Annotated in this window: 15 protein-coding genes and 2 pseudogenes; 11 read left to right on the top strand and 6 right to left on the bottom strand. The window is 73.2% G+C overall.

The window, feature by feature from the left end; translation table 11 throughout:
• Window positions 1-96 precede the first annotated feature (96 nt).
• Together ACN28A_RS19140 and ACN28A_RS19135 are read left to right on the top strand one after the other, a co-directional pair.
• The gene (locus tag ACN28A_RS19140) at window positions 97-738 is read left to right on the top strand and encodes a lipoprotein (protein WP_421396894.1); all 642 of its coding nucleotides are present in this window, start codon (window positions 97-99) and stop codon (window positions 736-738) included.
• A gap of 228 nt (window positions 739-966) precedes the next feature.
• Window positions 967-1,548 carry a Uma2 family endonuclease gene (locus ACN28A_RS19135; RefSeq protein ID WP_421396893.1) on the top strand — a complete coding sequence of 194 codons (582 nt, stop codon included), beginning with the start codon at window positions 967-969 and terminating at the stop codon, window positions 1,546-1,548.
• Window positions 1,549-1,711: 163 nt separating this feature from the next.
• On the opposite strand, the gene ychF is transcribed toward ACN28A_RS19135, so the two are convergent.
• The gene (gene ychF, locus ACN28A_RS19130) at window positions 1,712-2,800 is read right to left on the bottom strand and encodes a redox-regulated ATPase YchF (protein ID WP_421396892.1); all 1,089 of its coding nucleotides are present in this window, start codon (window positions 2,798-2,800) and stop codon (window positions 1,712-1,714) included.
• Between the two features lie 180 nt (window positions 2,801-2,980).
• Here ychF and ACN28A_RS19125 point away from each other — a divergent pair.
• From ACN28A_RS19125 to ACN28A_RS19095, 7 genes and pseudogenes are all read left to right on the top strand, one after another.
• Window positions 2,981-4,190 (top strand): annotated as a pseudogene (locus ACN28A_RS19125) (bifunctional transcriptional activator/DNA repair enzyme AdaA); the annotation flags it as partial.
• A 484-nt stretch (window positions 4,191-4,674) separates the two neighbouring features.
• A complete protein-coding gene (locus tag ACN28A_RS19120; RefSeq protein ID WP_421404494.1) occupies window positions 4,675-5,178 on the top strand; it encodes a methylated-DNA--[protein]-cysteine S-methyltransferase in 504 nt (167 codons plus the stop codon).
• A 154-nt stretch (window positions 5,179-5,332) separates the two neighbouring features.
• Window positions 5,333-7,144, top strand: coding sequence for an ABC transporter ATP-binding protein (locus ACN28A_RS19115; protein WP_421404492.1), 1,812 nt, complete (start codon window positions 5,333-5,335; stop codon window positions 7,142-7,144).
• Window positions 7,141-9,162 (top strand): annotated as a pseudogene (locus tag ACN28A_RS19110) (ABC transporter transmembrane domain-containing protein); the annotation flags it as partial. The gene ACN28A_RS19115 and the pseudogene ACN28A_RS19110, both read left to right, overlap by 4 nt.
• 532 nt (window positions 9,163-9,694) lie before the next feature.
• Window positions 9,695-11,383 (top strand): serine hydrolase domain-containing protein, encoded by a 1,689-nt coding sequence (locus ACN28A_RS19105; RefSeq protein WP_421396891.1) that lies wholly within the window; start codon window positions 9,695-9,697, stop codon window positions 11,381-11,383.
• A 29-nt stretch (window positions 11,384-11,412) separates the two neighbouring features.
• Window positions 11,413-12,084, top strand: a complete 672-nt coding sequence (locus ACN28A_RS19100; RefSeq protein ID WP_421396890.1) for a response regulator transcription factor — start codon at window positions 11,413-11,415, stop codon at window positions 12,082-12,084.
• The gene (locus ACN28A_RS19095) at window positions 12,081-13,139 is read left to right on the top strand and encodes an ATP-binding protein (protein ID WP_421396889.1); all 1,059 of its coding nucleotides are present in this window, start codon (window positions 12,081-12,083) and stop codon (window positions 13,137-13,139) included. The genes ACN28A_RS19100 and ACN28A_RS19095 overlap by 4 nt, the downstream gene beginning before the upstream one ends.
• An 89-nt stretch (window positions 13,140-13,228) precedes the next feature.
• Here ACN28A_RS19095 and ACN28A_RS19090 read toward each other — a convergent pair whose 3' ends face one another.
• Window positions 13,229-14,170 carry an aminoglycoside phosphotransferase family protein gene (locus ACN28A_RS19090; protein WP_421396888.1) on the bottom strand — a complete coding sequence of 314 codons (942 nt, stop codon included), beginning with the start codon at window positions 14,168-14,170 and terminating at the stop codon, window positions 13,229-13,231.
• A 69-nt stretch (window positions 14,171-14,239) separates the two neighbouring features.
• On the opposite strand from ACN28A_RS19090, the gene valS reads away from it, so the two are divergent.
• Window positions 14,240-16,855, top strand: a complete 2,616-nt coding sequence (valS, locus tag ACN28A_RS19085) for a valine--tRNA ligase (RefSeq protein ID WP_421396887.1) — start codon at window positions 14,240-14,242, stop codon at window positions 16,853-16,855.
• A gap of 6 nt (window positions 16,856-16,861) precedes the next feature.
• Here the strand turns inward: valS and ACN28A_RS19080 are convergent, their stop codons facing one another.
• Window positions 16,862-17,488, bottom strand: a complete 627-nt coding sequence (locus ACN28A_RS19080) for a TetR/AcrR family transcriptional regulator (RefSeq protein WP_421396886.1) — start codon at window positions 17,486-17,488, stop codon at window positions 16,862-16,864.
• 80 nt (window positions 17,489-17,568) lie between these two features.
• Between ACN28A_RS19080 and ACN28A_RS19075 the strand changes: the two genes are divergently transcribed.
• The gene (locus ACN28A_RS19075; protein ID WP_421396885.1) at window positions 17,569-18,327 is read left to right on the top strand and encodes a DUF4386 family protein; all 759 of its coding nucleotides are present in this window, start codon (window positions 17,569-17,571) and stop codon (window positions 18,325-18,327) included.
• Between the two features lie 64 nt (window positions 18,328-18,391).
• On the opposite strand, the gene ACN28A_RS19070 is transcribed toward ACN28A_RS19075, so the two are convergent.
• The 3 genes from ACN28A_RS19070 to ACN28A_RS19060 all read right to left on the bottom strand — a co-directional run bounded on the left by ACN28A_RS19070 (window position 18,392) and on the right by ACN28A_RS19060 (window position 21,487).
• Entirely contained in the window at window positions 18,392-18,820 is a 429-nt protein-coding gene (locus ACN28A_RS19070) for a hypothetical protein (protein ID WP_421396884.1), read from the bottom strand.
• Window positions 18,817-19,371 (bottom strand): hypothetical protein, encoded by a 555-nt coding sequence (locus ACN28A_RS19065; protein WP_421396883.1) that lies wholly within the window; start codon window positions 19,369-19,371, stop codon window positions 18,817-18,819. Before ACN28A_RS19065 ends, ACN28A_RS19070 begins: the two co-directional genes overlap by 4 nt.
• 214 nt (window positions 19,372-19,585) lie before the next feature.
• Window positions 19,586-21,487, bottom strand: coding sequence for a serine hydrolase (locus tag ACN28A_RS19060; RefSeq protein WP_421396882.1), 1,902 nt, complete (start codon window positions 21,485-21,487; stop codon window positions 19,586-19,588).
• Window positions 21,488-21,551: the final 64 nt, after the last annotated feature.

Below are 21,551 nucleotides of genomic sequence, written 5' to 3'. Positions count from 1 at the left end.
TGCTCGGCCGCAGTTGACTTTCGCTGGGTGCCCGGGTTTGCTGGCACAGCTTTGATCAACAAGTCGAGGAGTGACACCGTGCGGGGAAGAGTCGGAGTGGCTGCGCTGGCAGCGTTCACCAGCATGCTGGCCACCGGTTGCGGCGACGCCGACAAGCCGGCGGTCACCGACGGCTCGCCCTCGCCGAGCGGCACCCCCGTGGCGGCCGGCCCGCCCTGGTACGACGACGTCCCTCCGGCCGCCACCGGGAGCACGGTCGGCGCCGACGGTACGCCCTGCGGGGAACTGCGGGTCAGCTTCGAGATGCCGGCCAAGTGGCAGGCGAAGCCGGTCGAGGTGGATCCCGAGTTCGCCGAGCTGGCGGAGTTGGGCGGCGCCAACATGTGGTGCGAGGTCGACGCGAAGCCGGCCGGCAACACCGGGTTCCTCCGGGTCTGGATGGTCGACCGGGGTGCCGTGATCGGTGCCCGTAAGGGACTTGAGCAGTTCCTCGCCGAGTATGGAAAACTCACCGATGTGCAGTACCGGGAGACGAAGGCAGGACCGATCTCGGCGATCGAGGCGACGTTCCTGAAGGAGAGCGAGCTGACCGACGAGCCCACCCGGGGACGGGCGCTGGTGGTGGGCACCCGGATGGGCACCTTCCTGCTTACGCTGGGCGGCGCGGACACCCAAGAGTACGAGGAGATGCTGCCGGCATACCAGCTGGCGAAATCGACGTTCGCGATCAAACGCTGAGCGTCCGGCCGGGTCAAGCACCTGCCCGCGCAGCTCCCGCTCGACCGCCTCGGCGATGAACGCGGGGAGAACTCCCGCTTCCCTACCCGCGCCCGTATCGTCTCGGCAGTCCCCTCCGGCAGCGACAGGCTCACCCGCGTCGCCGGCCCTTCGCCGATGTTGTACACCGCCAGGGGCGGGCGAGCGCAGCGGGCCGGGGCCGCGACTACCGAATGCTACGGTGACGGCATGACTGCGGTGCCCGAGTGGATGCGGCCGCCCCGCCCCGAGGGGTGGTACGCGGACGATCTTGACAGGCTCACCGAAGCACCCCGCCATACCGAACTGATCGATGGAGCACTCGTCTTCATGATGTCTCCCCAGCGGGTCTGGCACGCACGCATGGTCACCGCGCTGGTGAACAGCCTGACCGACCAGGCACCGCCGGGCGTCGAGGTCGATCGGGAAATCACGATCCGGCTCGACCGATGGAATCGTCCCGAGCCCGACCTCTTGGCCGCGGCGGCACCCTACGATCCGTCCCGAACCTTCTACACGCCGGAGGAGACTCTCCTGGTCGTGGAGGTGGTGTCGCCGGAGTCAGCCCACCGCGACCGCACGGTCAAACTACGGAAGTACGCGGAAGCCGACATCCCGCACTACTGGCGCGTCGAAGACGAGGACGATCTGCCAGTCGTGCACTCCTACGAACTCGACGGCCCCACCCGGTCGTACGCGCCGACCGGAATCCATCGCCACGAGCTCCGCAGTTCCACGCCTTTCCCGATAGAACTCGAACTGGACCGGTTGGTGCCTCGCCGCAAGGGCTGAGCCTACGCCGCAATTCGGTGAGGTAACCGGAGACGTTGTCTGTGCTTCTTAATGCTCTCCAGCAGCTCTCCCGGCAGCGTGATCGTCACCTTCTCCGTCCTCGCCATACAGCGACCATGCCATGGTGTTACCACACGTCGGCGAAGCAGGCGATGAAGCGGAATCAGACGTTGAACCTGAACTCCACCACGTCGCCGTCCTGCATGACGTAGTCCTTGCCCTCGATCCGGACCCGACCGGCGGCCTTGGCGGCGGCCATCGAGCCGGCGGCGACCAGGTCGTCGTACGAGACGATCTCGGCCTTGATGAAGCCGCGCTGGAAGTCGGAGTGGATCACCCCGGCGGCCTCCGGCGCGGTCGCCCCGATCGGCACGGTCCAGGCACGGGCCTCCTTCGGCCCGGCGGTCAGGTAGGTCTGTAGGCCCAGGGTGCGGAAGCCGACCCGGATGAGCTGGTCGAGACCGGGCTCGGACTGCCCGATCGACTCCAGCAGTTCCCGCGCCTCGTCCGGGGGCAGGTCGGTCAGCTCCGACTCGACCTTGGCGTCCATGAAGATCGCCTCGGCCGGGGCGACGAGCGCCCGCAGCTCGTCGAGCAGGTCGGCGTTGTTCAGTTCCGCCTCGTCGACGTTGAAGACGTACAGGAAGGGCTTGGTGGTCAGCAGGTGCAGCTCGCGCAGCTCGGCGACCTCGATCCCGGCGGTGGCCGCCCCCGCGTACAGCGTGACCCCGGTGTCGAGCAACTCGGCCGCCTTCTTCGCGGCGGTGACGGCGGCGGCCCGGTCCTTGCGGACCCTCGCCTCCTTCTCCAGCCGGGGCAGGGCCTTCTCGATCGTCTGCAGGTCGGCCAGGATCAGCTCGGTGTTGATCGTCTCGATGTCGTCGCCGGGCGAGACCTTGCCGTCGACGTGCACCACGTTCGGGTCGGAGAAGACCCGGACGACCTGGCAGATCGCGGCGGCGTCCCGGATGTTGGCCAGGAACGCGTTGCCGCGGCCCTGCCCCTTCGACGCGCCCCGGACCAGGCCGGCGATGTCGACGAAGGAGACCGGCGCGGGGATGATCTTCTGCGAGCCGTGGATCTCGGCGAGCTTCGCCAGCCGCCCGTCCGGCAGCCCGACCACCCCGACGTTCGGCTCGATGGTGGCGAACGGGTAGTTCGCGGCGAGCACGTCGTTCTTGGTCAGCGCGTTGAACAGGGTGCTCTTGCCGACGTTGGGCAGGCCGACGATGCCGATGGTCAGTGAAGTCATGCGAACGCGACTGCCTCTCTCGTAGCCTCCCGCGACCTGGTGTACGCCACCGGCCCGGCCCGGGGTGAAGTCTACGGACGTGCCCCGGACCCCGACCCGACGGGCGACCCTGCCGGGTCACGCACGGTCAGGTCCGATTTCCGCGAGTCAACACGGCCGGAGCGCGGCACCATCGAAGGCATGGAACTGGACTTCGAACGGTGCTACCGGGCGGTCGACAGCCGGGACCAGCGGTTCGACGGCTGGTTCTACACCGGGGTCACCACCACCGGCATCTACTGCCGGCCGTCCTGTCCGGCGACGACCCCGAAGCGGCACAACGTCCGCTTCTTCCCGTCTGCCGCCGCCGCCCAGCGGGCCGGGCTGCGCGCCTGCCGGCGGTGCCGGCCCGACGCGGCCCCCGGCTCGCCGGAGTGGAACGTCCGGGCCGACGTCGTCGGCCGGGCGATGCGGATGATCGCCGACGGCGTGGTGGACCGGGACGGGGTGCCGGGGCTGGCCGGCCGGCTCGGCTACACCGAACGGCACCTCAACCGGATGCTCGTCGCCGAGGTCGGCGCCGGGCCGCTCGCCCTGGCCCGGGCCCAGCGGGCGCAGACCGCCCGGATCCTCATCGAGACGACCGGTCTCGGGCTCGCCGAGATCGCCTTCGCCGCCGGCTTCGGCAGCGTACGGCAGTTCAACGACACCATCCGCGAGGTGTACGCGGTCGCGCCGTCCCAACTGCGTGACGCCGCCCGCCACGCCGCCGCCACCGGCCCGCGACGCAGCGGCGCCGCCGTCGGCCCGCGAGGCAGTGGCGCCGTCACCGGCCCGCGACGCAGCGGCGCCGCCGTCGGCCCGCGAGGCAGTGGCACCCGGGCGGTCCGGGGCGGCGCCCCCGACCAGATGGTCCGGCACGCAGACCCCGGAGCCGCCGAGCCGAACGGCCGGCCGGGGACGATCCCGCTGCGACTCGCCTACCGGGCGCCACTGCACGCCGACGCGCTGCTGGACTTTCTCGCCCGGCGCGCGGTGCCCGGGATCGAGCAGGTGGCCGGCGGCACGTACCGCCGGGGTCTGCGGCTGCCGAACGGGCCGGCCGAGATCGGCCTGACCCCGCTGCCCGGGTACGTCGCCGCCACCCTCCGGCTCGCCGATGTCCGCGACCTGGCCCCGGCGGTGGCCCGCTGCCGCCGGCTCTTCGACCTGGACGCCGACCCGGAGGCGGTGGACGCGCTGCTCGGTGCCGATCCGGCCTTCGCCGAAGCGGTGGCGAAGGAGCCGGGCATCCGGGTACCCCGGGCAGTGGACGGCTTCGAGATGGCCGTCCGGGCGATCGTCGGCCAGCAGGTCTCGGTCGCCGGGGCCCGGAGCGTGCTGGCCCGGCTCGCCGCCGCCCCGAGCGATCCCACCGACCGCACTGATTCCGGTGAGCCCACCGAGCCCGGCGAAGCGGTTTCGGGCGGGTCCGGCGGGCTGCGGGCGTTCCCGAGCGCCGAGGAGGTGCTGGCGCTGCCGGACCCGGCGTTCGGCATGCCGGCCGCCCGCCGGGCGAGCATCCGGGCGCTGGCCGAGGCGGTCGCGGCCGGCGAGCTGGACCTGGACCCCGGCGCGGACCGGGCCGAGCTGGTCGAGCGGCTCACCGCCCTGCCCGGCATCGGCGCCTGGACCGCCGGCTACGTCGCGATGCGGGCGATCGGCGACCCCGACGTCTTCCTCCCCACCGACCTCGGGGTACGCCGGGGCGCCGCCGCGCTCGGCCTCCCCGACGACCCGAAGAACCTCGACGCGTACGCCGGCCGCTGGCGGCCCTGGCGCTCGTACGCGGTGATCAGACTATGGAGAGCGGGATGAACGAGATGCTCGACAGCATGCGCAGCAGCCGGATCGAGATGTACGGCAGCCGGATCGAGACGCCGGCCGGTGCACTGACCGTGCTGGCCGACCCGGACGGGGTGGTGCACGCCGCCGGCTTCGACACCGATCCCGGCACACTGCTGGGACTGGTGCACCCCCGACTGCGCCGAGAGCTGCGGGAGCGGCCGGAACTCGGGCCGGTCACCGCCGCCGTACGCTCCTATCTGGACGGCGACCTGACCGCGATCGACACCGTACCGGTGGCGCAGCACACCGGCGGGGAGTTCCTGGCCCACGCCTGGGAGACGTTGCGCCGGATCAAGCCAGGCGAGCCGGTCACCTACACCGAGTTCGCCGAACTCTCCGGCCGGCCCCGAGCCGTCCGGGCCGCCGCGATGGCCTGTGCCCGCAACGCCGCCGCGCTCTTCGTACCGTGTCACCGGGTGTTGCGCACCGACGGTGGACTCGGCGGCTTCCGCTGGGGCTTGCCGGTGAAGCGCTGGCTGCTCGCGCACGAGGGCAGTCCGGTCGAGCGGTGACAACACGGGTCGAGAAGGACAGCGGGTCGGGAGGTGACAACAACACGACTCATCCGGCGACCGCATTTGCCACTACCGTCAGGGGATGGCGCCGGATCGTGACGGCGAGCGCACGGTCCGGGGCCGGGCGCGCTCACGGCTACCCGCCCTGCCGATGCCCGGCAACCTGTGGCGGTTGCGGCGCTACCTCCGCCCGTACCGTTGGCAGCTGGTCTGGCTGCTGCTCGCGGCGTTCGCGGCGACCGGGGCGAGCATCGCCGTGCCGCTCGTGGTGCAGCGGGCGGTGGACGGCCCGATCGCCCACCACGACCCGGCCGGCCTGCTCCGGCTCGGCGGGCTGGCCCTGCTGCTCGGGCTCGCCGAAGCCGCACTGATCTTCATCCGGCGGTGGGCGCAGTCGTCTTCGGCGGTCGGGATGGAGGCCACCATCCGGGACGAGATCTATGCCCACCTGCAACGACTGCACATCGGCTTCCACGACCGCTGGCAGTCCGGCCAACTGCTGTCCCGGGCCACCAGTGACCTGTCGGTGCTCCGGCGCTTCCTCTCCTTCGGGCTGCTCTTCCTGGTCGTCAACATCACCACCTACCTCGCCGTGGTGACACTGCTGATCACCCTGCATCCGGGGCTCGGGCTGCTGGTCGCGGCCGGTGCCGTACCGCTGTTCCTCGCCAGCCGCCGCTTCACCCGGGCCTACCTGCGGGCGGCCCGACGGCTACAGGACGAGCAGGGCGATCTGGCCACGCTGATCGAGGAGTCCGCGCAGGGCATCCGCACCGTCAAGGCATTCGGACGGCGCCCGGAGATGGTGCGGAGGTTCGCGGCGGGCAGTCGTACCCTGCACGACACCGCTACCGGCAAGGGCCGGCTGCTGGCCCGTACCTCCGCACAGTTCGACCTGATCCCCAACCTGACCCTGGCGGCGGTGCTGGTCGCCGGTGCGGCGGCCGTCGCAGACGGCTCGCTCACCATCGGCGGCCTGGTCGCCTTCGTCAGCCTGCAACTGATGCTGGTCTGGCCGATCGAGTCGCTGGCCTGGATCATCGCCAACGCGCAGGAGGCGATGACCGCCGCGGACCGGATCTACGAGGTGCTGGACACCCCGCCGGCGATCGTCGACCGGCCGGGCGCGGTGGCGTTGACCTGGGCGGGGCCGGTGGCCAGCACCCGGGGCGGGGCGCTGCGCTTCGCCGGTGTGTGGTTCGGCTACCCGCAGGGTCCCCCGGTGCTGCGCGGCGTCGACCTGACGGTGCGGCCCGGCGAGACGCTGGCCGTCGTCGGCGCCACCGGCTGTGGCAAGACCACCCTGCTGTCGCTGGTACCGCGCCTGCACGACGTCACCGCCGGGCAGGTCACCCTGGACGGGCGCGACGTCCGAGACATCCGGCTCGACTCGCTGCGCCGCCGGGTCGGGATCGCGTTCGAGGAACCGACGCTCTTCTCGATGTCGGTCCGGGAGAACCTCACGCTCGGCCGGGCCGACGCCGGTGACGACGAGGTACGCGCCGCGCTCGCCGTCGCCCAGGCCGACTTCGTGTACGACCTGCCGTGGGGGCTGGACACCCGCATCGGCGAACAGGGACTCTCCCTCTCCGGCGGGCAGCGGCAACGCCTCGCCCTGGCCAGGGCGGTGCTCGGCCGGCCCGGGGTACTGGTCCTCGACGACCCGCTGTCGGCGCTTGACGTACACACCGAGGCGCTTGTCGAGCGGGCGCTGGCCCGGGTGCTCCGGGACACCACCGCGCTGCTCGTGGTGCACCGGCCGTCCACAGTCGCTCTCGCCGACCGGGTGGCGCTGCTCGCCGACGGTCGGATCGCAGCCGTCGGCACCCACGCCGAGCTGCTACGCGACGTGCCGGCGTACCGGTCGGTGCTCTCCGCCGAGGAGACCGGACCGGTCGAGACGACCACCGACCGCAGCGGGACGGTCGTCGACACCGGTGAGCTGGGACTCGTCCGGTCATGACGGCAACCGAGCCGATCAGCGGGACGACGGCCGCCGGGCGGGACGGCGGGACGGAGCCTGCCGGGCGGAACGGAGGGACGGAGCCTGCCGGGCGGAACGGCGGGACGGAGCCTGCCGGGCGGAACGGAGGGACGACGGCCGCCGGGCGGGACGGCGGGGCGGAGGCGGGTCCGGACGGCGGGTCCGAGCTGGGCCGGTGGCGGGGGATCGCCGCCGATCCGGAGGCGGACCGTACCGCCGCCGAGACCGGCACCACACAGGGCATCGCCCGGCTGCGCAGCCGCAGCCGGGTCCTGCTCGGCTCGCTGATCCGCCCGCACCGCCGGCTGATCGGGGTGGCGGTGGCCCTGCTGCTGTTGCAGAACGCCGCCGGGATGGCCGGACCGTACCTGGTGATGCTCGGCATCGACCACGCGATCGGGCCGCTGCGGGCCGGCGATCCGGGGCCGCTGGTCGCGGTGGCGGCCGCGTTCGGCCTCGCCGCCGTCGCCGAGTACGCCGGCAAGCGCGGTTTCCTCACCCTCTCCACCCGGATCGGCCAGGCCATCCTGCTCGACCTGCGGCGCCGGGTGTACGACCACTTCCTGCGGCTGTCGGTCAGCTTCCACGAGCGCTACACCTCGGGCCGGCTGGTGGCCCGGCTGACAAGTGACATGGACTCGATCGCCGAACTTGTCGACGGCGGCATCGACGACCTGGTGCTCGCCGTGCTCTCCATCGTCTCGGTGGCCGGGGTGCTGCTCTGGCTGGACCCGCCGCTGGCCGTGGTGACCCTGCTGGCCTTCCCGTTCCTGCTCTGGCTGTCCCGCTGGTTCGCCCGCGCGTCGGCGGCGGCCTACCGGCGCACCCGGGAGACGGTCGCACTGGTGATCGTGCACTTCGTCGAGTCCCTCGGCGGGATCCGGGCGGTGCAGGCGTTCCGCCGCGAGCCACGCAACCAGCAGATCTTCACGGCCGTGAACGACGACCACCGGCGGGCGAACCTGCGGGCCTTCCGGCTGATCGCCACGTACTCTCCGGCGATCAAGGTGATCGGCAACGTGACGATCGCGGTGGTGTTGGCGTACGGCGGGATGCGGGTGCTGGGCGGGCATGCCGAGATCGGCGTACTCGCCGCGTTCCTGCTCTACCTGCGCCGGTTCTTCGAGCCGATGCAGGAGTTGAGCCAGTTCTACAACGCGCTCCAGTCCGCCACGGCGGCGCTGGAGAAACTGGCCGGCGTACTCGACGAGCGGCCCGGTGTGCCGGAACCGACCACCCCCCGCCCGCTGCCCTCCGGGCCGGTCCGGGGTGCGGTGGAGCTGCGGGCGGTGACCTTCGGTTATCGCACCGCCACTCCGGTGCTGCCCGAGTTGACCCTCAGCATTCCGGCGGGTCAGACCGTGGCGCTGGTCGGCGCGACCGGGGCCGGGAAGTCGACGGTGGCGAAGCTGGTCGCCCGGTTCTACGACCCGACCCGGGGCACCGTCACGCTGGACGGCGTCGACCTGCGCGACGTCGCCGACGCCGAGCTGCGCCGGGCGGTCGTCATGGTCACCCAGGAGAACCATCTCTTCGCCGGCTCGGTGGCGGACAACATCCGGTTCGGTCGCCCGGGTGCGGACGACGCGGACGTGGTCGCGGCAGCGGCGGCGATCGGCGCGCACGACTTCATCGCCGCGCTGCCCGCCGGGTACGCCACCGACGTGCACCGCCGTGGCGGCCGGCTCTCCGCCGGGCAGCGCCAGCTCGTCGCGTTCGCCCGGGCGTTCCTCGCGGACCCGGCGGTGCTGATCCTCGACGAGGCCACCTCGTCGCTGGACATCCCGAGCGAGCGGCTGGTGCAACGGGCGCTGCGGACCATCCTGGCCGACCGGACCGCGATCGTCATCGCGCACCGGCTCTCCACCGTGGAGATAGCCGACCGGGTGCTGGTGCTCGACGGCGGCCGGGTGGTCGAGGACGGCCCGCCGGTGGCGCTGATCGGCCGGGGCGGCCGGTACGCCGACCTGCACCGGCAGTGGTGCGACTCGCTGCTCCGGGGCGGCGCCGGGCCGGCACACCCCGCCGCCCAGCGCAGGACGGCGCCGCCCGGCGTCGCAAGTCCCGAGGACACCCCCGCCCGATCCTGACCAGCCCCGACCCTGACCAGCCCGGACCCTGACCAGCCCGGACCCTGACCAGCCCGGACCCTCCGACCATCTCGATCCGCCCCGGCGCCCTCCGACCACCCTTGTTCCGAGCTGAGCCCGCACGGCGGGCCCGCTCCGGCGGGTGGTCGACGTGCAGACTGTCGAGCTGCCCCGCCTGTGCGCCCACCCACTTCCAACCGATCACCCAGACACCCGTGCCCCGTCTGTGCACCCAGCTCGACAGTCTCCGCAGCGGACACGGCCAGACCGGCGGAAGGCCAGACCGGCGGAAGGCCAGGCCGGCGGAAGGCCAGACCGGCGGAAGGCCAGACCGGCGGAAAGCCAGACCGGCGGAAAGCCAGGCCGGTCGGCGGGCGGCGGCGGGCACGGGTGGTCCCGTTTACCTCAGGTTCGCAGCGGTGTTCCTACCTTCGGGCCCATGACCAAGCATTTCAGGCTGTTCGCGGCGGCGCTGCTCGGAACGGCGCTGGCCGCCGCCTGCACCGAGGACAGCGATCCGCCGGAGGACGTGACGGCGACGCCGGCCGCGGCCAACTGCGACGCCGGGCTCGACGCCGCCTTCCGGGCCTGGGCACAGGCCGGGTTCAGCGGTTCGGTCGCGATCTCGACCGGCGGCCGCTTCGACTGCCTGGCCAGTTACGGACCGGCGGACGAGGCCACCGGCACCCCGAACACCGTCGACACCGTGTTCAGCATCGGATCGGTCACCAAGGCGTTCACCGCGGCCAGCGTGTTCCGGCTGGTGGACGAGGGGAAGCTGACGCTCGACACCCGGGTCGGCGACGTACTCCCGGAGCTGACCGGCCCGGCCGCCGGGGTGACCGTACGGCAACTGCTGCTGCACACCAGCGGGTTGACCGGCTCACACGGTACCGACCACGAGCCGCTGGACCGGGCCGGCGCGCTCACCGCGATCGGCAGGCTGGAACTGGCCTTCGCGCCCGGCACCGGCTACGTCTACTCGAACGCCGGTTACACGCTGCTGGCCCTCGTCGTCGAGCAGGTCTCCGGGCAGGGTTACCGGGACTACACGGTGCGGAACATCCTGCCGCTGCCCGACGGGCGGGTCGCCGGCGGCTTCTGGGACGGCCAGCCGGCGGCACCGGGACCGCGCGCCGTCGGCCGGCTCGACGGCGGCCGGACCGGCGAGTCGGGGAGCTTCGCCGGGCCGCACTGGGCGGTCGACGGCAACGGCGGGCTGGCGATGACCGTCCGCGACCTGGCGACCTGGACCCATTCCCTGTTCACCGGCCGGATCGTCTCGGCCAACTCCGTCCGGGCGATCAGCACTCCGGGACACGACCTCGGCAAGGGCAGGTCCGAGACACCCGGCTGGGTGGCGTACGACGCCTCCGTGCACGGCAGGCCCTTCCTGGCCACGGCGGGGGGCGGCGGCGACATCGGCCACAACGCGGTGGCCGTCTGGGTGCCCGAGGGTGAGCGGGTGATCGCGATGGCCGCCAACGGCCCGAAGGTGGACGCCGAGCAGTTGCTGGCGAAGATCGGCCCGGCGCTGCTCGCCGGCAGCCCGTTGCCGACGCCGAGCCCTCCGGCCGTCGGCAGGCCCGGAACGGCTACCGTCGGGAAGTACCGGCTGGACACGGGAGGTGGGTTCGAGGTGAGCGCCGCCGGCAACCAGCTCTCCGTCACGGCCAGCGGTGCCGACGCCGTCGCCGCGCTCTTCCCGCCACGGAACGTACCCGCCGACGAGCTGCGCCGGCACGAGCAGCGGGTGCGGACGCTGCTCGACGGGAAGACCCAGGAGGGCCGGAAGGAACGCGCGGCGCTGGAGGCGGCGTTCGGGCGCATCACCGGCATCACCCCGGGCGGCACCGTGGTGCGGGACGGCGAACTGCGCAGCTACGTCACCGTCACCACCGACAGCCGATCGGCGTTGGCCTGGTACGCGGTCAACGCCGAGGGCGGGGTCGAGGCCGCCGAGGTGGGCACCGAACCACCGCGCCTGACGCTCGTCTCCGCCGGTCCCGGCCGCTACCGCCCGGACGATCCGACCGGCAGCGGCCCGGCGGTGACCGTCGAGTTCCAGGCCGGTCGGCTGACCGTCGTCGGACCCGGCGGCCGGTACGTCGCCGAGCCGGCCCGCTGACCGATCCCGCGTACCGGAAGGTCGACGCCATGCGCATCCTGCTGGTCGAGGACGACCCCGACCTCGCCGAGGTGGTCGCCCTCGGCCTGCGCAACGAGTCGTACGCGGTCGACCTGGCCGCCAGCTACGCCGACGCCGAGGAACTGCTCCGGATCACCGGGTACGACGTCGCCTGCCTCGACCTGGGGCTGCCGGACGGGGACGGGCTGGACCTCGTCCGGCGGCTCGGCCGGGATCCGGAGCTGCGCCGGCCCCGGCGCTGCCTGGTGCTGACCGCCCGGGACGCCGTGACCGACCGGGTGGCCGGGCTGGACGCCGGTGCCGACGACTACCTCGTCAAACCGTTCCACTTCGCCGAACTGGTGGCCCGGCTGCGGGCGCTCGGCCGGCGCGGCGACGCGCGCGGCGCGACGCTGCGGGTCGGCGACCTGACCCTGGACCTGGCCGCGCACCGGGCCTGGCGGGGCGGCACCGAACTCGAACTGACCGCCCGGGAGTTCTCGCTGCTGCGCTACTTCATGCACCATCCGGGCCTGGTGCTCTCCGCCGAGGACCTGCTGGAGCACGTCTGGGACGCACACGCCAACCCGTTCACCGCGTCGGTCCGGGTGATCCTCAGCCGGCTGCGCCGCAAGCTCGGCGACCCGCCGCCGATCGTCACCATCACCGGGGCCGGCTACCAGTTGACGGACCGGTCGTGAGCCGCGGCTGGTCCTCGCTGCGGGTACGCCTCGCCGTGCTCGGATTCCTGGCCAGCTACGTACCGGCGCTGCTGCTGTTCGGCGTGGTCCTGGTGACCGACACCGAGACGGAGACCCGGCTCCGGCCGGACGGCGAGGTCGTGCGGCAGACCGTCACCGACCGGGCGGAGTGGGCGACCTGGACGGTACTGGCCCTCGCCCCGGTCGCCGCCGGGCTGGCCTGGTGGTGGGCGGGCCGGGCGGTCGGCCCGATCGCCCGGATGCGGCGGGTCGTCGAGGAGATCGAGGGGACGGACCTGAGCCGGCGTACCGGGCTCGACCGGGGTCCCGCCGAGGTGGTGGCACTCGCCGCCAGCTTCGACGCGATGCTCGACCGGCTGGAGCGGGCCGCCGACACCCAGCGGCGGCTCGTCGAGGAGACCAGCCACGAACTGCGCATCCCGCTGGCCGTACTTGTCACAAACGCCGAGGTGCTGCTCGACCATCCGGACCCGACGGTCAAGCTGTACCGCCGGGGACTGGAGCGCTCCCGGGACGCGGCGGTACGGCTCCGGACGACGATCGACGAGCTGCTCGTCGACGCCCGGGGCCGGGCCCGCACTCTCGACCGGCGACCGGCCGAGCTGGTCGGGATCGTCCGGCAGGTCGTCGAGGACGCGGCGGTGTTCGCCGTGACGAGACGGATCCGGCTCTCGGTCGACGGGCCGGCCGAGGCGAGTTGCGCCGTGGACGGGCCGACGGTGCGCCGTGCCGTCGCCAACCTGGTCGACAACGCCATCCGGTACGCCCCGGCCGGCTCGGCGGTCCGGGTCGACGTCGAGGTGACCGCCCGGCAGTTGGCCGTACTCGTCGTCGACAGTGGACCGGGGATCCCCGCCGACCAGCACGGGTACGTCTTCCAGCGGTTCTGGCGCGGTCGGCGGGACGTACCCGGCACCGGTCTCGGCCTGGCGATCGCCCGGCAGATCGCGCTGGCGCACGGCGGCGACCTCACCCTTCGCTCACCCGGCCCGGACGGCGCCGGCTGCGAGTTCCGGCTCACCCTGCACCGCTGACCTGCCGATCCGCCGACCCGCCGACCCGCTCGACCGCTGTTCCGGCTGATCCGCCGATCCACGCCGGGACCAGCCGGAACAGCGGTCGGTCAGGTCAGCCGGGGCAGCAGCAGGTGGGCGATGTCCAGGGCGCGGCTGGCCGGCGACGGAGCGCCCGGCGTCCAGTCCTCGGCGGTCCAGACGTCCGACAGCACCGCCATCACGAAGCCCCAGCCGACCACCCGGTCCTCCGGCATGGCCAGCAGGTCGGCGAGCTGTTCGACCCGGGCCGGCACCAGCGCGGTCAGGGCCGGGTCCCGGTCGTCCGGCTCGGGGTTGTAGAGCAGCGCGCCGACCTCGAACCCGGGGTCGCCGACCAGCCCGTGCGGGTCGATGGCCAGCCACGGCTCGCGTTCCGCCCGCAGGATGTTGTCGTGGTGCAGGTCGCCGTGCAGCACCGCCCGGCGGGGCGCCGAGGCGCAGAGTTCCCGCATCAGGCCACCGGCCCGGCCGACCAGGTCGGCCGGCAGCGGCCCGCCGTCGCCGTGCGCCGCCAGATAGCCGTCGAAACCGGCGGCGTACGTCGAGAGGTCCGGCAGCGGGCAGTCGGCCGGCGGCGGCACGGCGAGCCGGCGCAGCAGTTCCGCCGCCACCGAGGTGGCCTCGGTGTCCCGGGTCGGTACCAGGTCCCGCAGCCGCCCGCCGGGCTCGGCCCGTTCCAGCAGCAGAGCACCCCGGCCGAGGTCGGCGCGGAGCAGCCGTACGGCGCCCCGGCCGGCGAACGCGGCCAGCGCGGGTGCCTCGTTACGCAGCGAGTCCCCGCTCGGCACCCCCAGCTTCAACACCGCCGGCCGGCCGTCGGCACGGGTCACCGCCGTGACGTAGTGGTAGGACAGGTCGTACGGCTCGCCGAGGGTCAGCTCCCAGTCGGCGGCCACCCCGGCGAGGGTCCGGGGCAGCTCGGCGAGCCATCGGTCGCCGTCCGCCTGCCACGCCTGCCGCACGTTCCGGGCCAGCGCCTCCGGGACCACGACGTCAGCCTCTCCGATCATGGCCTCCACGGTAACCGTCGGTACGGAAATGCTGGTCGGCCGCCCGGACGTCTCCCGTACCATCGGCGGATGACGGATGCGGCGCGGCAGCAGCGCACCGGTGTCCCCGAGCGGCCGAGTCTGGACGGGCTGGCCGAGAAGTGGGGCCAGCGGTGGCAGGCGGAGGGGACGTACGCCTTCGACCGGACCAAGAGCCGGTCGGACGTGTACGCGATCGACACTCCCCCGCCGACCGTATCCGGCGAGCTGCACATGGGGCACGTCTTCTCGTACACCCACACCGACACGGTGGCCCGGTTCCAGCGGATGCGCGGACGGACGGTCTTCTACCCGATGGGCTGGGACGACAACGGGCTGCCCACCGAACGCCGGGTGCAGAACGTCTACGGGGTGAGCTGTGACCCGAGCCTGCCGTACGACCCGGAGTGGCAGCCGCCGCGGCGGCCGGTCGGCGAGGAGGCCCGGAAGAACCCGGTGGCGATCTCCCGGCGCAACTTCGTGGAGCTGTGTGCCACGCTCACCGCCGAGGACGAGCAGGTCTACGAGGAGTTGTGGCGGCGGCTCGGGCTCTCGGTGGACTGGTCGCTGACGTACACCACGATCGGTGCGACGGCCCGGGCCACCGCGCAGCGGGCGTTCCTGCGGAACCTGGCCCGGGGCGAGGCGTACTCGGCCGAGGCGCCCGCGCTCTGGGACGTCGGCTTCGGCACGGCCGTTGCCCAGGCGGAGCTGGAGGACCGGGACCGGCCGGGGGCGTACCACCGGATCCGGTTCGAGGTGACCGCCGCCGGGCCGGGCAGCGCGGGTGGTACCCCGGTCGGTCCCGGGCCCGGCCGCGACGCCCCTTACGTGTACGTCGAGACGACCCGTCCCGAGCTGCTGCCGGCCTGCGTGGCACTGGTCTGCCACCCCGACGACGAGCGGTACGCCGACCTGGTCGGCGGCACCGTCCGGGTCCCGCTGTTCGGCGCCGAGGTGACCATCTACGCGCATCCGCTGGCGGACCCGGCCAAGGGCAGCGGGCTGGTGATGACCTGCACCTTCGGCGACCTCGCGGACGTGACCTGGTGGCGGGAGCTGCGGTTGCCGGCCCGGGTGGTGATCGGCCGGGACGGCCGGCTGCTGCCGGAGCCACCGTCCGGGGTCGCCGCCGCCCCGTACGCCGAACTCGCCGGCCTGCGGGTCAACGCGGCCCGGCGGCGGATCGTGGAGTTGCTGGCCGGCTCCGGCGACCTGGTCGGCGAGCCGAGGCCGGTCACCCACCCGGTGAAGTTCTACGAGAAGGGCGACAGCCCGCTGGAGATCATCTCGACCCGGCAGTGGTATCTGCGCAACGGCGGCCGGGACGCCGGGCTGCGGGCGGAACTGCTCGACCGGGGACGGGAGCTGAACTGGGTGCCGGCGCACATGCGGCACCGCTACGAGCACTGGGTGGGCGGGCTGACCGGCGACTGGCTGATCAGCCGGCAACGCTACTTCGGGGTGCCGTTCCCGGTCTGGTACCGGCTCGACGACACTGGCGAGCCGGACTACGCCCAGCCTCTCACGCCGGCCGAGTCGGCGCTGCCCGTCGATCCGACCTCCGACAGCCCGGCCGGCTACACCGAGTCGCAGCGCGGCCAGCCGGGCGGTTTCGTCGCCGACCCGGACGTGATGGACACCTGGGCCACCTCGTCGCTGACCCCGCAGATCGTCGGCGGCTGGCTCGACGACCCCGACCTCTACGCCCGGGTCTTCCCGATGGATCTGCGGCCGCAGGGGCAGGAGATCATCCGTACCTGGCTGTTCGCGACGGTGGTCCGGGCGCACCTGGAGGCCGGGGTGCTGCCCTGGCGGGACGCGGTGCTCTCCGGCTGGATCCTCGACCCGGACCGCAAGAAGATGTCGAAGTCCAAGGGGAACGTGCAGACCCCGCTGGGACTGCTGGACGAGCACGGCCCGGACGCCGTCCGCTACTGGGCGGCGAACGGGCGGCCCGGCACCGACCTGGCGTTCGACCCGGGGCAGATCCGGATCGGCCGGCGGCTCGCCACCAAGCTGCTCAACGCCTCCCGGTTCGCGCTCGGCCTCGGCGCCGGCGACCCCCTGCGGGCGCCGGCCGGCGAGCCGCTGGACCGGTCCATGCTCGCCGGACTCTCCACTGTGGTCGCCACCGCCACCGCCGCCTTCGACAGGTACGACCACACCGAGGCGATGCAGGTCACCGAGGCGTTCTTCTGGCGCTTCTGCGACGACTACATCGAGTTGGTGAAGGAACGCGCCTACGGGAAGGGGCCGGGTGCCGAGTCGGCCCGGGCCGCCCTGGCCGCCGCCCTCGGCACGCTGCTGCGGCTGTTCGCCCCGTTCCTGCCGTACGTCACCGAGGAGGTCTGGTCGTGGTGGCGGTACGGCTCGGTGCACCGCTCGCCGTGGCCGACGACGTACGAGATCGCCCGGGTGGCGGCCGACGGTGATCCGGCGCTGCTGGAGTTGGCCGGGGCGGCGCTGACCCAGATCCGCCGGGCCAAGTCGGAGCGGAAGCTGTCGATGCGCACGGAGGTGCCGCTGGCCGAGGCGCTGGGTCCGGCGGCGATGCTGGAGCAGTTGGCCAGCATCGCCGGTGACCTGAAGGCGGCCGGCCGGATCGGCAAGCTCGACTTCCTGCCGGACCGCACCCCGGAACTCGTCATCGCCTGCGCCTTCTGACCCCGGTCAGGCCAGCAGTTCCCGGGTGAGGAGCCCGGTCCACCACCGCTCGACCCGGTCGGGCGACCAGCCGCGCCCGGCGGTCAGCTCGGTGTACGTGTCGATGCCGCAGATCACGCCGTAGACGTCCACGGCGGTGCGCGGGTCGATCCCGTCGGCGAACGTGCCGGCGGGCCACGAGGAGAAGAGTCCGAGCAGCGCCTCCTCGCCGCGCCGGGGTCCCTCGCGGTAGGCGGCGGCCAGCTCGGGTTCGGTCCGGCCGCCCTCGCGAAGCAGCAGGATCACGTCGCCGGCCCGCTCGTAGAGCCGGCGGTGGAAGGCGACCGAGACGGCGAGCTGCCCGGCCGGGTCGGCGGCCGCCGCTAGGTCCGCCACCAGCCGGTCGGCGTCGGCGGCGAGGTCGGCCGCGTCCATCAGCGCGACGGCGAGTCCTTTCTTGTTGCCGTACGCCGCGTAGACGGTGGGTGCCGAGACGCCGGCTTCCCGGGCCACGTCCCGGACGGTCGTCTCGCCCCATCCCCGGGCCAGGAAGAGCCGCCGGGCCGCCCGGGCGATCTCCCGGCGGGTCTCGTCGGCCTGGGCGGTACGCACAAGCGAGTCGTACCGCCGCCGCGCCGGGGTCGCAGCAGCCACCCTGCCACCCTCCTTGCCATCCTCTTTGTCGCTGCTTATATTCAATATAAGCTCCGTAAAGTCGATTGGGAGATCTCGTCATGCGCTTCGCCCGGCTGGCCGGCCTCTCCGGGATCGGCTTCGTCCTGCTGCTGCTCGGCGGAAACCTGCTACTGGTCTCCGCCGGCTTTCCGGACCCGTCTGCCGCAACGGCACCCGACGAGATCGCCTCGGCCGTCGCCGACGCCTCGGCCGCACTCCGCCGCACCTCCACCCTGCTGCCCGCCGCCTGGCTGCTGGCCACCATCTTCGCCGCCGGGGTCTTCACCGCGCTCCGGCGCCACGACCGGACAACCGGCGACGGATGGGCGGTCGTCGGCCTGGCCGGCATCCTCATGCAGTGCGTCGCGTTCGCCGCCGTCGGGGCGTCCCGGCTGGCCGTGGCCGCCGCCGCGACCCACGACCCCGGTGCCGTCGCCGGGCTCTGGGCCCTGCACAACGCGCTCTTCGGCTTCAACCAGGTCTTCCTGGCGACAGCCCTGCTCGGCCTCTCGGTAAGCGGTCGCCGGGCCGGCCTTGTCGCCCGCTGGCACGCCGCCGTCGGCGCAGCCGGCGCGGCCCTGCTGTTCCTCTCCGCCACCACCAGCCCGTACGGCGTCGACGGCGACAACCCGTTCGCGCTGGCCGGCCTGATCGGCTGGCTGCTCTGGCTGGTCTGGATCGTCGCATACAGCCTGCGCCTGATCAGGGACGTCGACCCCCCGACCGGCGACACCGACCCGAGTGCCACACCGGCAACCGCCTCAGGCACAACGACAACCACCTCAGGCGCACCGGCAACCACTCCAGGCGCACCCTGAACAGCCAGCGTGCCGACCACGAACCCGGGACCGCGTGCAGCGTGGGACGGAGACGTGCTGACCGTCAGGGCCCGGCGCGCCAGCCGGCGGCGCTCAGTCCGGCCCGGACCTGGTCGGCCACCTCCGTCGGGCGGCTGCGGACCAGCCATGCCGGAAACCGCAGGATCCGGTCCCCGGCGATCCAGATCTCGTTCTGCCGGCGCAGGTCGGCCGCCCAGTGCCGGACGTCCATGTGGTGCGCGCCGTCGATCTCGACGTGCAGCCGCCACCGCCGCCAGTACGCGTCCAGGTAGCGCACCCGTCCACCGGCGTCGACCCGCCGCTGCTGAAGATCCGGCGGCGGAATCCGGAACCGACGGCACAGTGCCACGAAGTCCAGCTCGGACAGCGCCTGGGCACCGCCGGCGATGTCGTCGAGGGTCCGCAGGATCAACGGCCGTCGTCGCAACTTCGGGAGCGTCAGCACCACGTCCCTGATCTCGCCGGCCGTCACACGGCGCTGCTGACAACCGGCGGCGAGGACCGTCCGCGCCTCGTCGTCGGATCGCGCCCAGCCTGCCGCGTCGGCCAGTGCCCGGCGACGCTGGTACGCATCGGCCTGGCGAGTTGCAGGTGGGAGTCCGGAAGGATCGTGCTGCGCCGCACCAGTACGGCCGGCATGTCCAGCGGCAGCTGACGCAGGGTCCCGGACACCTGCCGGGTGGCGGGGATGAGCACGTACAGCGGCTCCGGCCGGAGTCCGCGTACGCCCGCCTCGACGGCGGCGGTCGCACCGGCCAGTACGGCGTCGCGGCCCGCCGCGAGGACCGCCACCCACAACTGCTGGTCCCGGGTGAGCCGGCCGTTGCCGGTGAGCAGCACGTCGTGGCAGATGGCGCGCCACCGGCCGGACCGGACCAGGCCCCGAACGGTGGCCCGACCTAGCGAATCGGCGGCCTGCCGGCTCGTCAGCACGCCGGACTGTTCGAACGCCAACCAGTCGAGCTCGGCGTCCCCCGCACCGGGCACCCCGCCCCGCCCCCACCACCCCGCCTGCCCCGACACACCCGCCACCCCACCCCGACCCGCCACCCCTCGACTGGCCCCCCGACCCGCCGTCCGCCCAACCACCCACCAAGTCTCCCCACCCCCCACACCCACCCACAACACCCACCCACCCACTGTGGACAAAGGCAGCAGGTGCCCAAGATCCTTGTTGATTCGTGGCGCGTAGCTCACCACCGTTCAACAAGAATCTTGGGCACCCGCGTGCGCGCGGTCAGGTGGTGGAGGGGGTCCAGCCGGTTTGGGTGAAGCGGGGGGCGTCGGAGGTTTCGCCGGAGAAGAGCAGGCCGTTGCTGCCGACCACCAGCAGGTTGTCGAGGTAGACGCCCCGACCCCGGGAGCTGGCGTCGGTGGTGTAGCGCCAGCGCAGCTCGGTGGTGCCGGCCGGCACCTGCGCGAACGCCTGCCACCAGCGCCGGCCGCCGTAGCCGGTGACCGCGCCCTCGGCGGTCCACCGGCCCCCCGGCCCGACCAGGGTCACGTCGACCGGCGCCCAGGTCCCGCCACCGTCGGCCGAGGTCTCGAAGTGCAGGACGTCGTAGCGCGGCTCGGTGTCGTACCAGAGTTGGAAGCTGGCCACCGCCGTGCGGCCGGCGGCGCGGCGCAGCGGCGCGGTGAGGGTGACGCTGCCGCCGTCGCGGTCGTCCGCGCGCCAGGCGGTGCCACCCAGCGGCGGCCGGACCGGAATCGCGTACGCCAGGTCGCGGGCGAGCGCCCGCCGGGCCACGTTGTTGCTGCCCCAGTTCCGGTCCGGGTGCACCCGGTTGGTCAGCAGGATCAGGAAGGTCCGCGACAGCGGGTCGACCACGATCGACGTGCCGGTGAACCCGGTGTGCCCGAAGGTGACCGGGGAGGCCAGCCCGGACATGTACCAGTGCTTGTGCAGCTCGACGCCGAGTCCCCGGTCACTCTCCGGATAGCCGCTCTCCAGGCGTGCGTTGTGGTTGACGAGCATGTCCCGCACCGTCGACTCGCGCAGGATCCGGGCGCCCCGGTATTCGCCGCCGTTCAGCAGCATCTGGCAGAAGATCGCCAGGTCGGCGGCGGTGGAGAAGAGCCCGGCGTGCCCGGCCACCCCGCCGAGGGACCAGGCGTTCTCGTCGTGCACCTCGCCCCAGACCATGCCACGGTCCGCGTACGGCTGGTATTCGGTGGCGGCGATCCGGTGCCGCAGCGCCGCCGCCGGGTTGTAGCCGGTGTCGCGCATCCGCAACGGCCCGGTCACCTCGGCGGCGACGAGCTGCTCCAGCGGGCGGCCGGTCACCCGCTCCACGAGTACGCCGAGCGCGATCAGCCCGAGGTCGGAGTAGACGTACTGGTTGCCGGGGCCGGCACCGGCGGCGAACGGGGTGGCCAGGGCGGCGGCCTGCCGCTCCGCCGGGGTGGGGTAGCTGCTCCACAGTGGCGCGAACGCGGGCAGTCCGCCGGTGTGGGTGAGCAGCATCCGCACCGTCACCGCATCCTTGCCGCCGGCGGCGAACTCCGGCAGGTAGCGGACCACCGGCGCGTCCAACTCGACGGTGCCCCGCTCCACCTGACGCAGCGCCACCACCGTCGTGAAGAGTTTCGAGATCGAGGCGAGGTCGAAGATGGTGTCCGGGCGCATCGGGATCTGCTGCTCGGCCGGCAACTCGACGCCGACCCGCCCGGGTGCCGGCCCGACCTCGGCGTACTTCACCGCCGTGCCGACCGCCTCGTGCGCCACCACCACCCCGTCCCTGGCGGCCAGCATCACCGCCCCGGCGTAGGTCGGATAGCCGGGGTGGTCCGGAGTCGGCACCAGGTACGCCTCGGCGTCGGCGCGCAGCCGGTCGACGTACCCGGGCAGCAGGCCGACCTCCGACGGCCGGCCGGCCCGCAACGTGCGCCGCTCGAACCGGATGTCGGCCGGGTCGACACCCGGCGGCCCGCCCTGCCATCCCCCGCCCCGCCCGGCGACCACCGCCTGTCCCACCTTCGGCCCGGCCACCGCCTGCCCCACCTTCGGCCCGGCAGTCGCGGGGGATGGTACAGCCAGGGCCGTGACCAGGACGGCCATGCCGACTCCGGCGCCGATGGCGCCGAGGGCGCCGAGGGCGCCCGTGCCGATCCCGCGACGACTACCACTCCGACTCATCGCCACACCTCCGTGCCGGTAATCGACCGATCCGTCAGTCCCGATCCGTCAGCCCGAGCCGGTG

Source organism: Plantactinospora sp. WMMB782 (genome assembly GCF_049179135.1).
In the GTDB taxonomy this organism is placed as follows: domain Bacteria; phylum Actinomycetota; class Actinomycetes; order Mycobacteriales; family Micromonosporaceae; genus Plantactinospora.
This window is presented reverse-complemented; position numbering and strand designations above follow the sequence as displayed.